Origin of the sequence: Sphingomonas sp. Ant H11 (assembly GCF_000797515.1) — a bacterium.
GTDB lineage: Bacteria > Pseudomonadota > Alphaproteobacteria > Sphingomonadales > Sphingomonadaceae > Sphingomonas.
The window spans coordinates 1-13,900 of the sequence record NZ_JSBN01000178.1 but is presented as its reverse complement, the minus strand read 5'-3'; the positions used below and the strand labels follow the sequence as shown (position 1 = coordinate 13,900).

Below are 13,900 nucleotides of genomic sequence, written 5' to 3'. Positions count from 1 at the left end.
CCGTGCCATCGTCTGTCATTTCGCGAGGCCCCATTGCGCATTCTTCCGCTCACGCTTGCCCTGCTCGCCACGCCCGCCTTGCTTTCGGCGCAAACCGCGCCGATGACACCCGACACCGTCGCGGTGTATCAACAGGTTCGCCCGCAAGCCGATTACATCCGCCGCGAAGTGATGGTGCCGATGCGCGATGGGACCAAGCTGTTCACCGTCATTGTGATGCGCAAGGGCACGCACGGCGGCCCGATCCTGCTCAGCCGCACGCCCTATGACGCCGGCAAGGCGACCTGGCGCAACCCCAGCCAGAAGATCGAGGAAATCCTGCCGATCGCCGATGCCGAGTTCGTCAATGACGGCTATATCCGCGTCTATCAGGACGTGCGTGGGCTGGGCAAATCCGAGGGCGACTATGTCACGACGCGCCCGTTGCGCGGGCCGCTCAACCCGACTGCGGTCGACCATGCCACCGATGCCTATGACACGATCGACTGGCTGGTGAAGAACGTGCCCGAGACGAACGGCAAGGTCGGCATTACCGGCTCTTCCTATCTCGGTTTCACCTCGCTGATGGCGCTGATCGATCCGCATCCCGCGCTGAAGGCGGCGGTGCCGCAAAGCCCGATGGTCGATGGCTGGGTCGGCGACGACTGGTTCCACAATGGCGCGTTCCGCCAAACCAACTTCGACTACATCGTCGGCCAGACCGCCAAGAAGGGCGGCGCGATTGCCGATGGCACCGGCGACGATTACGACGCCTATCTGAAGGCGGGGTCGGCGGGCGATTTTGCCCGCGCTTATGGCATCGACATCTTCCCGGCGATCCGCAAGCTGATGGAACATCCCGCTTACGACCAATTCTGGCAGGAACAGGCGGTCGATAAACTGCTCGCCAAGCGCAAGCTGACCGTACCGACGATGGTCGTGGTCGGCGAATGGGACCAGGAAGACAGCTATGGCGCGCCTGCAGTATTCAAGGCGCTGAAGGACAAGGACCCGAATGCGCCGATTTCGCTGGTGATCGGGCCGTGGCGGCATAGCGGCGTCAATTATGATGGCACCAGTCTTGGCGCATTGCAGTTCGAGGGCGATACCGGGCTGCAATTCCGCCGCAACACGATGAAGCCCTTTCTCGACCGCTATCTGAAGGACACCCCCGCCGACACCGCGCCGACCCCGGCGGCGATCACCTATGCCAGCGGGATCAACCAATGGCAGTCCTTCACGCACTGGCCTGCGGGCAAGGCGACGCCGCTATATCTCCAGGCGGATAACAGCCTCAGCTTCACCGCCCCCGCCACGGCTGGCCAGGAACGCTACATCTCCGATCCGGCCAAGCCCGTGCCGTTCGTCACCCAGCCGGTGCATATGAAGGATCGTTCGGTGTGGACGACGTGGCTGGTCGCCGACCAGCGCTTCGTCTCCAGCCGTCCCGACGTGCTGAGCTATCAGACCGGCGTGCTCGACAAGCCGGTGCATATTGCGGGCGCGCCGCAAGTCGATCTGTTTGCCGCCACCAGCGGCACCGACAGCGACTTCGTGGTCAAGCTGATCGACGTCTACCCGGATGAGAACAGCGCGCACCCGGCGCTGGCGGGGTATCAATTACCGATCGGCATCGAAATCTATCGTGGGCGCTATGTGCATGGTCGCGCCACCCCCGCCGCGCTGAAGCCGGGCAAGGTCGAGAACTACAAATTCGGCCTGCCCAATGTGAACCACGTGTTCCTGCCCGGCCACCGCATCATGGTGCAGGTGCAATCGAGCCTGTTCCCGCTCTACGATCGCAACCCGCAGACCTTCGTGCCCAACATCTTCAACGCCAAGCCGGGCGACTATCATGCGGCGACCCAGACGATCGTCCACGCGCCGGGCGCCGCCAGCGCTGTGTGGCTGCCGGTGGTGGAGTGAACGGCACCGCGTCTTTTTACCGTAGCATCATGTCGCTAGGCCACGCTCACTAGGAGACCCAGTAATGCGCCGCGACATGATCCTCGCCTCGACTGCCCTTGCCCTGTGGGGCGCAGGGAGTGCCACGGCGCAGGATCGGGGAACGGCGCTGCCGACGGGGCAAGCGCTTACCCCGCTCGCAGCGCCCGGTGCGCGCTTCGCGCCGCTGGTGGCACGAACCGGCCCCAACCCCGCGTACATCGCCGATGGCGCAGCGGCGATTGCAGTCAGCCCCAATGGCCGCGAGATGCTGGTGCTGACCAGTGGTTTCAACCGCTATAATGGCCCCGACGGCAAGCTCGTCCTGGCCCAGTCCGGCCAATATCTGTTCCGCTACCGCATCGACGCCAAGGGCCCGACCTGGCTGCAGACGCTGACCATGCCCAACAGCTATTCGGGCGTCGCCTGGTCGCCCGATGGCACGCGCATTGTGGTGGGCGGCGGGGTGGATGATGTTGTCCATGTCTTCGAAAAGGGTGCCAGTGGCACTTTCGCCAGCGTCGGCAAACCGATCGCGCTCGGCCATAACAAGACCGGCAACGGGGGCCGATGTGTTGCCGCAGGCGGCGGGCATCGCGATCAGCCCCGATGGCACGCGCGCGCTGGTCGCCAATTACTACAATGACTCGGTCAGCCTGATCGACCTGACGCGCGGCACTGTGCTGGTCGAACAGGATCTGCGCCCCGGCAAGATCGACGCCGCGCAAGCCGGTGTGGCGGGCGGCGAGAACCCGTTCGCGATCGTATGGCGCGATGCGACCCATGCCTATGTTTCGGCCCCGCGCGACCGGCAAATCGTCGCGCTGGAGGTGACGGGCGAAGCGATCAAGGTCGGCACGCGCATCGCGACGCTGGGGCCGCCGACGGCGCTGTTGCTCGATGGCAAAGCCCGGCGGCTGTATGCGACCGAGGACAATGCCGACCGGCTCGCGGTGATCGACACCGCGCATGACCGGCTGGTGATGGAACCCCGGCTCGGCCTGCCAGACGCGCTGGGGGCCACGCCGGGCAAGGGCGTCAACCCCAATGGCCTGGCGCGCCTCGCCGACGGGCGGTTGCTGGTGACCTTTGGCGGGATCAACGCGCTGGCGGTGGTGGCACCGGTCGATCAGGGGATGCAAGTCCAGGGGCTGATCCCGACCGGCTGGTATCCCAGCGCCGTCGCGGTCAGCGCGCAGGGCAACCACGTCTTCGTCGTCAACCGCAAGAGCCCGCCCGGCCCCAACCCGCTCGGCTGCGCACCCAAGCTGGCGGTGCAAAAGGCGCAGCCGACCGCGTGCGGGGCCGCCAACCAATATATCTTCCAGCTCGAAAAAGGCCGGGCTGCTCGATTTCCCGCTGCCCGCCCCCCAAGGCGCTGGTAGCCACTACACTGCAAGTCGCGCGAAATATCGGCCTCGACGCGGCCCCGGCGCGCGCCGCCGCCGAAGCGAAACTGGCGGCACTGCGCGCGCACATCAAACATGTCGTGTTCATCGTGAAGGAAAACCGCACCTACGATCAGGTGCTGGGCGATCTCGAAAAGGGCAATGGCGACCCCAAAATTGGCGATCCTGGGGCAGGCCCTGTCGCCCAACCACCATCAACTCGCGCGGCAGTTCGTCACGCTCGACAATTTCTACGACAGTGGCGAGCAATCGAGCACCGGCTGGACCTGGACCACGGCAGCGCGCGTGCCCGATTTGCTCGAAAAGAACGCGCCGGTAAACTATGCGCAGCGCGGCCTTGCCTATGAAGCCGAGGAAGCCGACCGCTCGATCTACACCGCGCTGACGCCAGCCGAGCGCCGCGCGGTCAACCCCAAGGCCCCGACCGACCCCGATGTGCTGCCCGGCCCCGCCTTGCTGACCGCGCCCGATGGCGATGATGATGCCAGCGCCGGCCAGGGCTTCCTGTGGAGCGCAGCAATCCGCGCCGGGCTGAGCGTGCGCAATTACGGTTTCTCGGATGCGTCGATCTATGACGCGGGCGAGCCCGGCGCGAAGCCGCTGGAGCGCGAACCCGCCAAGACCGGCACGCGCATCTACACCCCCGGCGACCGCCTGCTCGCCAGCCGCAGCGACCCGTATTTCCGCGGCTTCGACCAGAAAATGCCCGATTACTGGCGGATGCTCGAATGGCAGCGTGAATTTGACGCCGCCGATGCTGCCGGCACCGTCCCCGCGCTCACGCTGTTGCGGCTCAGCCATGATCATTTCGGCGACTTCAAGGACGCGATCGACGGGGTGAACACGGTCGAGACCGAGATGGCCGACAATGATTATGCCATCGGCCGCGTGATCGAGCGGATCGCCGCGAGCAAGGTTGCCGATTCGACGGTAGTATTCATCATCGAGGACGATGCCCAAAACGGGGCCGACCATGTCGATGCACGGCGCAGCATCGCCTTTGTCGTTGGAGCGCATGTGACGCAGCAGGCGCTGGTATCGACCCGTTACACCACCGTCAGCCTGTTGCGGACGATCGAGGCGCTGCTGGGGCTGAAGCCGCTTGGCCTGAACGATGCGCTGGCGCTGCCGATGGCGGATGTGTTCGACATGGCCGCAACGCCGTGGAGCTACCGTGCGACGGCGGCTTCGGTATTGAAGACCACGGCCTTGCCGATCCCCGACGACCGTTATGCCGTCGCCACGCGCGCCTGCCCCACGCACACCGCGCAATATTGGGCGGACGCGATGCGAGGCCAGAATTTCGCGCAGGAGGACCGGCTCGATACCGCCGCGTTCAACACCGCTTTGTGGCGCGGGCTTGGCAGCGGACCGGAGCCGGTGGTGCGTAGCGGGGCGGACTTGCGGCAAGGCCGCACCGCGACGGTGGCCGCCGCGAGCTGCTCATAAGGCAGAGAAATCAAAGGGATGGCGTGGTGGAGCTGAGGGGAATCGAACCCCTGACCTCTGCAGTGCGATTGCAGCGCTCTCCCATCTGAGCTACAGCCCCGCACCACGCCCCGGCCCTCTTTTCAGGCGGGAATGCCGCCTTAACGGGGCTTTCTTGGCGATGCAACCTACAGCGATCGCACCCGTACCCTTTTTCGTTGCCAAAGCGCCTGGCACGGCATACCCCACCTTCGAAAACACAATGGAGGAATGCTGATGTCCCGCGCCTGGAGCCTGAAATCCCGCCCCAACGGCATGCCCGTGGCGAGCGATTTCGAACTGATCGATCTGCCCGCGACCGCTTTGAACGAAGGCGACGTGCGCATTGCCAATCGCTGGCTGTCGGTCGATCCTTATATGCGCGGGCGCATGAACGACGTGAAATCCTACGTTCCGCCCTTTGCGCTCGGCGAGCCGATGCAAGGCGGCGCGATCGGCGAAGTGATCGAGAGCCGCGCCGAGGGGTTTGCTGTCGGCGATGTGGTGCAGCATTTTCTGGGGTGGCGCGATGAGGCGGTGCTGCCTGCGGCACAGGTCCAGAAACTGCCTGCACTCGGCGTACCGCCACAACAATTTCTGGGTTTGCTGGGGATGCCGGGGATGACCGGCTATTTCGGCCTGCTGCATGTCGCCGAGGCCAAGCCGGGCGACGTGGTGTTCGTCTCGGCGGCGGCAGGTGCGGTCGGTTCGACCGTGGTGCAAGTCGCCAAGGCGAGCGGGATGACGGTGATCGGCTCGGCCGGCGGTGCCGACAAATGCGCGCTGGTAAAGGGGCTCGGTGCCGATGCGGTGATCGATTATAAAAGCGACGGCCCGTTGCTGAAGAAGCTGCTGGCGGCACTGCAGGGGCTCGGCAAGGACGGCATCGACGTCTATTTCGACAATGTCGGCGGGGAGCATCTCGATGCCGCGCTGGCGACCGGCAATCTGCACGCGCGCTTTGCGATTTGCGGAATGATCGACATCTACAATTCGTCCAAACCCACCGAGCTGCGCTATCTCGCGCGGCTGATCGGGATGCGGATGCGGATGACCGGGCTGCTGGTCAGCGACCATATGGGCAAGGCGGCCGAATTCTACCGCGTGATGGGCGGCTGGCTCGCCGAGGGCAAGTTGCAGAACGAGGAGACCGTGTTCGAGGGCCTCGACGCGATGCCCGATGCCTTTTTCGGCCTGTTCACCGGCGGCAACACCGGCAAGATGCTGGTCAAGCTGTGAGCTGACGCCCTCTCCCGCAGGCGCGGGAGAGGGCCTTGGCTGGCTTTAGAGTGCGCCCGAGAAGGTGTCGCACTGGTTGGGGTCGCCCGTTTCCATCCCCTTGCGCAGCCACGCCATGCGCTGCGCCGAGGTGCCATGGGTAAAGCTGTCGGGCACCACACGCCCTTGCGATTCCTGCTGCAACGTATCGTCGCCGATCGCGTGTGCGGCGGTAAGACCTTCCTCGAGATCGCCTGGATCGAGCCGATCCTTGTTCTGCGCGGCCCACACCCCGGCATAGCAATCCGCCTGCAACTCCAGTTTGACCGAGGCCTGATTGCCCTGAACTTCGCTGCCGCGCTGCTGGATCGCCGCGACCTTGTCCGACGTACCAAGCAAATTCTGGATATGATGACCGAATTCATGCGCGATCACGTAATCCTGCGCGAAATCGCCCTTGGCCCCGAAGCGTTGGCAAGTTCGTCGAAGAAGCTGGTGTCGAGATAGATGCCCTGGTCGCGCGGGCAATAAAAACGGCCCCATCGCACTTTGCGCCGCGCCGCATCCCGAGCGACCGTCGCGCGCATAAAATACCAGCTTGGGCGGCTCGAAGCGTGAGCCCAGCAGCTTTGCCCAAGTTTTGTCCGCCGAACTGAAGGCATTGCAGGCGGCGAGGCTCTGCGCGTTTAGGCGGCAGCTCGACGCCGTGTCCGTGCCCGCCTGCTGTTGGCCGACTTGCGCGCTCGGAGCGGACAGTTGCCCGCCGCCACCACCGCCGCCGAGCATCCCCAGCCCACCGCCGAAGAAGAACAGCACCGCCAGCAATACAGCAACGCCGCCGCACCCGAATCGGCTGAACACCAGCGGCAGCAGGCCAAAAATCAACCCGCCGCCACCGCCACCGCCAAAACCGCCAAAACCACCACCGCCCTGCCCGCGCTGATCCTCGACATTGATATTGGGGTCGAAATCGTCGAGGCGCATTGCAAGGGATCCCGAGGTCGTTACCGTTGCCGCATGAATGCGCGGGGACGACGCTGGTTGCAACGGCTATGGCGCGCCTGGATGACGTCCATTTCATCAAACTGTCGTTGATCCCGCATCACAACGCGCGCATGTCCGGCGCATGGCCGATTCCGAGACGATCACGCCCAAACGCCGCGCCAAGGCGCTTCCTCTACCCGATTGCGTGGCGTTGGTATTGCAGGGCGGCGGCGCGCTCGGCAGTTATCAGGCGGGCGTAATCGAAGGGCTCGCCGCAAGCGAGATCGAGATCGACTGGGTCGCCGGTATTTCGATCGGGGCGATCAATGCGGCGATCGTGGCGGGCAACCCGCCCGAGCGGCGCGTGCAGCGGCTGAATACCTTTTGGGACCTGATGACTTCGGCACTGCCGAGCTTCCCGATCTTCCCCAATGACCATATCCGCGAATTCATCCACGAATGGTCGGCCGGATTCGTGCTGGCGGCGGGTGTGCCGGGGTTCTTCACCCCCCGCTTCCTTTCGCCCATGCTGGCGGTGCCGGGCACGCCGGAGGCGGTCAGCTTCTACGACAGCGCCCCACTGAAAGAGACGCTGAACGACCTGATCGACTGGGATCTGCTCAATAACGGTCCGGTGCGGCTGTCGGTCGGCGCGGTCGATGTCGAAAGCGGCAATTTCAACTATTTCGATACGACGCAAACCAGGATCGACGCCCGCCACATCATGGCATCGGGCGCGTTGCCCCCGGGCCTGCCACCGATCGAGATTGACGGGCGACTGTGGTGGGACGGCGGGCTGGTGTCCAACACCCCGCTGACACACGTACTCGACCATCAGCAAGGCCCGCTGCTCGCCTTCCAGATCGACCTGTTTGCGGCGGCGACGGAGCGCCCCCGCACGATAATGGACGTAATGGCGCGCGAGAAGGAAATCCGGTTTTCCAGCCGCACGCGGCAAGTGTCCGACCAGGTGATGCGCATCCGCAAGGACCGCGAGCTGGCGCGGCGGGTGCTCGCCAAACTGCCGCCGGAACTGCGCGACGACCCTGACGTTGTCGCGCTCAGGGCGCAATCGAACGAAGATCCCGTCAACCTCGTTCACCTGATCTACCGCGCCAATGCCTGGGAGGGCGGCAGCCGTGATTTCGAATTTTCCGCCCGCACGATGCGCGAGCATTGGGAAGCGGGCCAGGCGGCGGTGGCCGAAACGATGGCCAATGCCGAGTTGGTCGCCGAGAATATCGAAACGGGCCGAAGCGCCGCGTTCGACTTGACCGTGAAACACCCCCCTTTACCAACCCTTTGATTCGCAACGGAGACTCCGCCATGTTCCTCAAGGGCAAGACTGCCATCATCACCGGATCGACCTCTGGCATCGGGCTGGAATATGCCAAGGTGTTTGCCGCCGAAGGCGCGAGTGTCGTCATCAACGGATTCGGCGATGCCGCCGCGATCGAGACCGAGCGCGCGAAGCTCGAAGCGGCAAGCGGTGCCAAGGCGCTGTACGATGCCGCCGACATGACCAAGCCCGAGGAAATCGCAGCGATGGTCAAGCGCTGCCATGACGAATTGGGCGGCCCCGACATCATCGTCAACAATGCCGCATCCAGCATGTCGCCAAGATTGAGGATTTCCCGGCCGACAAGTTCGAAGCGATCATCAAGATCAACCTCAATTCGGCCTGGTACATGATGCAGGCGGCAGTGCCGTTCATGAAGGCCAAGAAATGGGGCCGGATCATTTCCACGGCGTCGGCGCACTCGCTGGTCGCCAGCCCGAACAAATCGGCCTATGTCATGGCCAAGCACGGCCTGGCCGGCTTGACCAAGACGATCGCGCTGGAAACCGCGACCGACGGCATCACCGTCAATTGCATTTCGCCAGGCTATGTTTGGACGCCTTTGGTGGAAAACCAGATCCCCGACACGATGGCCTCGCGCGGGCTCACGCGTGAGCAGGTCATCAACGATGTGCTGCTCGAAGCGCAGCCGACCAAGGAATTCGTGACGGTCGACCAGGTGGCCGCGCTGGCCCTATTCCTGTGCCGCGACGAGGCGAAATCGATCACCGGCGCAAACCTTTCGGTCGATGGCGGCTGGACCGCAGCCTGATCGGGTAGCCCTACCCTTGGCAACCCTTTGCTGGCGTGGTTAGGTGTCGGGCTATCGCAATAGGGGATCGGTCGCTTTGAAGGTTTTAGCCCGAATCCTGGGGTCGATCGTGTGCGCTTTGCCCGCTGCACTGCTCGCTGGGTGCGGCGGCAAGGCAAGCAAGACGATCGAGGTGCGCATCGCCGAGCCGCGATCGTTGCGCGCCGCGCCAAGTACCGAAATCGACTGGCGACGCGTGGCGACTGCGGAAGACCGGACGCGCTTGCGCAACTGGCGACAGGCGTGGGTCGATGCCCTGGCCAAGGCACAAGGCAGCGCAAAGGCCACGGTTGTCGCCTCGGATTCGCTACTCTTCGACCCGGACCGCGCGCTGAGCGGGGCAATGCCGCCTCCCGGCAGCTATCTGTGTCGCGTCATCAAGTTGGGCGCGAACGGAACCGCCATGCACGACGTGACCACCTATCCTCCGGTCGATTGCAAGGTCGACGATGAGGGTGAGGTGTCGAGCCTGTACAAGGTTTCCGGGGCGCAGCGTCCCGTCGGGCTGCTGTTCCCCGAGTCTCAAGCGCGCGCCGTCTTCTTGGGAACGATGGTTCTCGGCGACGAGACCAAACCGCTCAGTTACGGGCAGGACAGCAATCGCGACATGGCAGGCTATATCGAACGGATTGGCGACAAGCGCTGGCGGCTGGTGCTCCCTTATCCCCGCTTCGAATCGCTGCTTGACGTCGTCGAGATTGTCCCTGCTCCCAAGCGCTAACGAGGCGGTCCCGCAGGAAGCGTTGCCGCATTCTCGCGCTTTTCCGGGCGGATATAGATGGACGACAGCATCGGCTCGGCCGCCTTCAACTCGGTCTCGATCGTTTCGATCAGCGTCTCCGCGTCGCCCATCGTGATCTGATCGCGAAAATCGGCGCTGATCGCGACGAAGATGCTGTCAGGCGCGGTGTGATGGTGCGGACATGGTTGACCGCAGTGATTTCGGGCCGTGCCGCGACAATCGCGCGGACCTTGGCCACCACCGCCGGATCGGCCCCCTCGCCGATCAGCAAGCCCTTCGCCTCGCGCGCCAGCAACGCCGCCACGATACCAAGGATGACGCCGATCACGATCGACGCCGCCCCGTCGATCCGCGGGTCGCCCCAGGCCTGACTGGCCCAAACGCCAACCCCGGCGACGATCAGGCCGGCGATTGCGGCCGAATCCTCGAACAGCACGATGAAGCCCGCCGGGTCCTTGGACTTGCGTACCGCCGCCCACCAGCCTTGCCGCGATTGGCGGCGGCGAATTCGCGCACCGCGACGAACCATGATCCCCCCTCCAGCGCAAAGGAGACGCCGAGCACGATATAATTGACCAGCGGATCGTGCAGCGGCTCGGGCTCCAGAATGTGGACCCAGCCCTCGTAGATCGACACGCCCGCGCCGACGCCGAAGATCAGGATCGCGACGACGAAGCTCCAGAAATACAGCTCACGCCCATAGCCGAACGGATGCGCCTCATCGGGCGGACGACGTCCGCGATGCTGGCCGTACAGCAACAGGAGCTGGTTGAAACTGTCGACGACCGAGTGGAAGCCTTCGGTCAGCATCGCCGACGATCCCGTGATCGCCGCCGCCACGAATTTGGCGAGCGCAATGCCGAGATTGGCGAAGAGCGCCGCGATAACGACGAAATTGGCTCCGCCCTGCTTGGTTGCCGACATGGATTTCCCTATTTTTGGCCCCCGACCGTTGGAGGTTACCAGCACATAGCGTGAAGGCTCGACACCAAACAGCCCAAGCAGCCAAGCCCTTTATTGACACCGGTATCAACGTGGCTAATCTCCCCTTCCTAAACAAGAATCCGGCGCGACGGATCGATGGAGGATGCCGGGAGGAAGGGGCCTAGCGACGCGAGGGCAGAGACTTCGCACGCTTAACGTTCCGGATCACCCGCAAGTCAGGAGTGCGACGAAGACCGGCATGCGGCAAAAATCCGTATGACACCGGTGTCTACAGCATAGGTTGATACACAGGGGAGAGTGATCATGACCATGAAAGCGGTGTTTTTGATGACGTCAGCAGCCTTGGTGCTGGCGAGCTGCGGAGATTCCAATAACGGCGGTGGGGTAACCGTCGTCAATAGCGGCACGACCGGGAGCACGCCGACGCCCAGCCCCGCCACCCCCGCGCCAACGCCTGCTTCCTCGCTCGGTGCCGATGGCTGGGCAGCGACCGGCACCGGCACCACCGGGGGCGACGGCGCGGTGGCGGCCAAGACCTATACCGTTACCAATCGCAACGAGTTGATCCAGGCGCTGTACGGCAACACCGCCACGATCGCCGCCGATGGCAGCTATACGGGCACGCTCGATCCGGCGAAGAAGCTGATTTACGTGAAGGGGCAAATCAGTCTCAACATGAACCAGGCGCTGACCGAACAGACCGCCGACGATTACATCAAGGGCAGTTGCGCGAGCACGACCTATGGGTTCACCGCCGAGGCCGCGCTGACCACCGCCTATCTCGCCGCCTATCGCCCGAGCGTATACGGCAATGCCAGCTTGCCGGTCGGCAATCCCGAAAACGCGCGCGTCTGTGCAGCCGCGCTGCAAAAGAAGGTCGTGCAGATCTTCGTACCGTCGAACACTTCGATCATCGGCCTGGGCAGCGATGCCAAGCTCGTCCACGGCAATCTGATCCTCGGCACCAGCAGCGCGCCGATCGACAATGTCGTCGTGCGCAACATCACCTTCGAGGATGCGTTCGACTTCTTCCCGCAATGGGACCCGACCGATTCCGCCACCGGGCGCTGGAACTCGGCCTATGATCTGATCTCGGTGCTGTATGCGACGCATGTCTGGATCGACCACAGCACCTTCAGCGACGGCGCGCGGATCGACCGCCTCTATCCCTCGGTATGGACCGAGACGGTCGGGGCGGTGAATTACACCGGCAGCGACTTCAAGGTGCAGCATCATGACGGGCTGATCGACGTGACCAAGCTCGGCAATCTCGTCACGATTTCGAAGAGCTATTTCTTCGGCCATGACAAATCGTTCCTGATCGGCGGCACCGATACGGCCAGCAAGACGGCGGAAAACCCGAGCGTGCTGAAGGTGACCTTCCACGACAATTACTTCCAGGGCCTGCGCCAGCGGATGCCGCGGGTGCGCTTTGGCCAGGTCCATGTGTACAACAATTATTATGAGGTCTCGCTCGACCAAACCGCCGACGAACCCTTCCTGGTGGCCTGGACCGTTGGGCAAAGCGGCAAGATCATCGCCGAAAACAACGCTATCATCACGCCGGGAACGGCGGGGACCGTCAACAATCTGTGGGGCATTTCGGTCAGCGCCGCGCGTACCAGCGGGTGCATCACCACGGGCTATACCGCCGATGATTGCGCGTCGACCTTTGCCGATTCGGGCACGCAGTTGAACGGCGTTACCGTCGATGTCACCACCCCGCTGCGCGCCTCCAACGCTGCCGTTACCGCCAGCACTTGGTCGCCCGCCGCCAATTACAGCTATGTGCTCAAGCCGACCACCGGTCTGATCGGCACCGTTATCGCCAATGCGGGTGCCGGCAAGCTCTGACAGCGGCACGATCCACCACCGGGCGCGTGCGTAGTTTCCGAAGCTACCGCGCGCCCACCGCCGACGGATAGTGGCGGGATGCACGCCCCCGCCCCCGGCTCCCCCACCGCGCCGTTTTGGACGCGCAGCGCCGACGCAGTATCGATTGAGCTTGATTGCGGCCATGACGGGCTGACCACAGCGCAGGCCGACGAGCGGCTCGCGCATTATGGGCCCAATGCCGATGCGATCGCGCGCCAGACCGGCGTGTTTCACGCAATCGTCCGCCGCCTGTTCGAGCCGCTGTCGCTGATCCTGCTCGTCGCGGCGATCGTGTCGATTTCCACCGGCGACTCCGTGGGCGGGACAATCATCGTCGCCATTCTGTCGATCTCGATCGGGCTTGAGGCTGTGCAGGAACGGCAGGCGCTGGGCGCGGCGGCGGCGCTGCGGCGGACGGTGGCGCTGAAGGCCGAAGTCAAGCGCGACGGCCAGTTCGTGCAAATTGCGGTCGAGGGCGTGGTGCCCGGCGACGTGATGCGGGTGCGCGCGGGCGACATCATCCCGGCCGACGGGCTGGTGCTCGATAGTGATGCGTTCACCGCCAATGAGGCGGCGCTGACCGGCGAGCCGTATCCGGTGGAAAAGCGCCCCGGCACGGTCACCGGTGAGACGGCAGGCGAGGCGTCGAATGCGCTGTTTCGCGGCGCGGTCGGCCAGACCGGCGAGGCAATCGCGTTGGTCGTCCATTGCGGGGCAGCGACCGTGTTTGGCGGCGCGGCGGCGGCGCTGGACGAAGCGACCGAACTTTCCCCCTTTCAGCGCGACTTGCGCAGTTATGGGCTGCTCACCGCGCGGCTGACGATCGTGCTGGTCGTGGTGGTGCTGGCGACGAGTGTGTTCTTCGGGCGACCGGCGCTGCAATCGCTGATGTTCGCGGTCGCGCTGGCGGTGGGGCTGACGCCCGAATTGCTGCCGATGATTACCACCGTCACGTTGTCGCGCGGTGCGATGCGAATGGCCAGGCGCAAGGTGATCGTGAAGCGGCTGGCGTCGATCCATGACCTCGGCGCGATGACGGTGCTGTGTACCGACAAGACCGGCACGTTGACCTCGGCTGAAATCACGCTCGCGCGCAGCCTCTCGCCCACCGGGGCAACGGACCCGCGCGCGGCGCGGCTCGCCGCCATTGCCGCCGCTCTCGGTGGAGACCGCGGCGCGCTCGACGC

Annotated in this window: 10 protein-coding genes, 1 tRNA gene and 2 pseudogenes; 10 read left to right on the top strand and 3 right to left on the bottom strand. The window is 64.4% G+C overall.

The genetic code is table 11. The annotated features are described in order from the left end of the window. The first annotated feature begins 102 nt into the window (after positions 1 to 102). The 4 genes from NW75_RS21120 (at position 103) to NW75_RS27045 (ending at position 4,781) form a co-directional block, all read left to right on the top strand. Positions 103 to 1,905, top strand: a complete 1,803-nt coding sequence (locus tag NW75_RS21120; RefSeq protein ID WP_231565369.1) for a CocE/NonD family hydrolase — start codon at positions 103 to 105, stop codon at positions 1,903 to 1,905. 64 nt (positions 1,906 to 1,969) lie between these two features. Next, complete coding sequence (locus NW75_RS27055; protein WP_231565365.1) at positions 1,970 to 2,569, top strand: hypothetical protein; 600 nt, start codon at positions 1,970 to 1,972, stop codon at positions 2,567 to 2,569. After that, the gene (locus NW75_RS27050) at positions 2,496 to 3,308 is read left to right on the top strand and encodes a YncE family protein (RefSeq protein ID WP_231565364.1); all 813 of its coding nucleotides are present in this window, start codon (positions 2,496 to 2,498) and stop codon (positions 3,306 to 3,308) included. The genes NW75_RS27055 and NW75_RS27050 overlap by 74 nt, the downstream gene beginning before the upstream one ends. 165 nt (positions 3,309 to 3,473) lie before the next feature. Then, positions 3,474 to 4,781, top strand: coding sequence for a hypothetical protein (locus tag NW75_RS27045; protein ID WP_231565363.1), 1,308 nt, complete (start codon positions 3,474 to 3,476; stop codon positions 4,779 to 4,781). A 24-nt stretch (positions 4,782 to 4,805) separates the two neighbouring features. Here the strand turns inward: NW75_RS27045 and NW75_RS21110 are convergent. Further along, a tRNA-Ala gene (locus tag NW75_RS21110) sits at positions 4,806 to 4,881 on the bottom strand. A 155-nt stretch (positions 4,882 to 5,036) separates the two neighbouring features. Between NW75_RS21110 and NW75_RS21105 the strand changes: the two genes are divergently transcribed. Beyond that, the gene (locus tag NW75_RS21105; protein ID WP_171010490.1) at positions 5,037 to 6,038 is read left to right on the top strand and encodes an NADP-dependent oxidoreductase; all 1,002 of its coding nucleotides are present in this window, start codon (positions 5,037 to 5,039) and stop codon (positions 6,036 to 6,038) included. 45 nt (positions 6,039 to 6,083) lie between these two features. Here the strand turns inward: NW75_RS21105 and ypfJ are convergent, their stop codons facing one another. Further along, the gene (ypfJ, locus tag NW75_RS21100) at positions 6,084 to 7,001 is read right to left on the bottom strand and encodes a KPN_02809 family neutral zinc metallopeptidase (RefSeq protein WP_081988858.1); all 918 of its coding nucleotides are present in this window, start codon (positions 6,999 to 7,001) and stop codon (positions 6,084 to 6,086) included. 142 nt (positions 7,002 to 7,143) lie between these two features. Between ypfJ and NW75_RS21095 the strand changes: the two genes are divergently transcribed. From NW75_RS21095 to NW75_RS21085, 3 genes and pseudogenes are all read left to right on the top strand, one after another. Next, positions 7,144 to 8,307, top strand: coding sequence for a patatin-like phospholipase family protein (locus tag NW75_RS21095; protein WP_033967362.1), 1,164 nt, complete (start codon positions 7,144 to 7,146; stop codon positions 8,305 to 8,307). Between the two features lie 20 nt (positions 8,308 to 8,327). After that, positions 8,328 to 9,112: pseudogene (locus tag NW75_RS21090) on the top strand (3-hydroxybutyrate dehydrogenase). 76 nt (positions 9,113 to 9,188) lie between these two features. After that, a complete protein-coding gene (locus NW75_RS21085; RefSeq protein WP_052192565.1) occupies positions 9,189 to 9,872 on the top strand; it encodes a DUF4893 domain-containing protein in 684 nt (227 codons plus the stop codon). Here the strand turns inward: NW75_RS21085 and NW75_RS21080 are convergent. After that, positions 9,869 to 10,817, bottom strand: a pseudogene (locus NW75_RS21080) (cation diffusion facilitator family transporter). The gene NW75_RS21085 and the pseudogene NW75_RS21080 overlap by 4 nt on opposite strands. Positions 10,818 to 11,141: 324 nt before the next feature. Here NW75_RS21080 and NW75_RS21075 point away from each other — a divergent pair. Both NW75_RS21075 and NW75_RS21070 read left to right on the top strand, forming a co-directional pair. Beyond that, a complete protein-coding gene (locus tag NW75_RS21075; RefSeq protein WP_033967372.1) occupies positions 11,142 to 12,692 on the top strand; it encodes a polysaccharide lyase family 1 protein in 1,551 nt (516 codons plus the stop codon). 78 nt (positions 12,693 to 12,770) lie between these two features. After that, the coding region (locus NW75_RS21070) for an HAD-IC family P-type ATPase (protein WP_033967361.1) at positions 12,771 to 13,900 on the top strand (1,130 nt) is incomplete at its 3' end.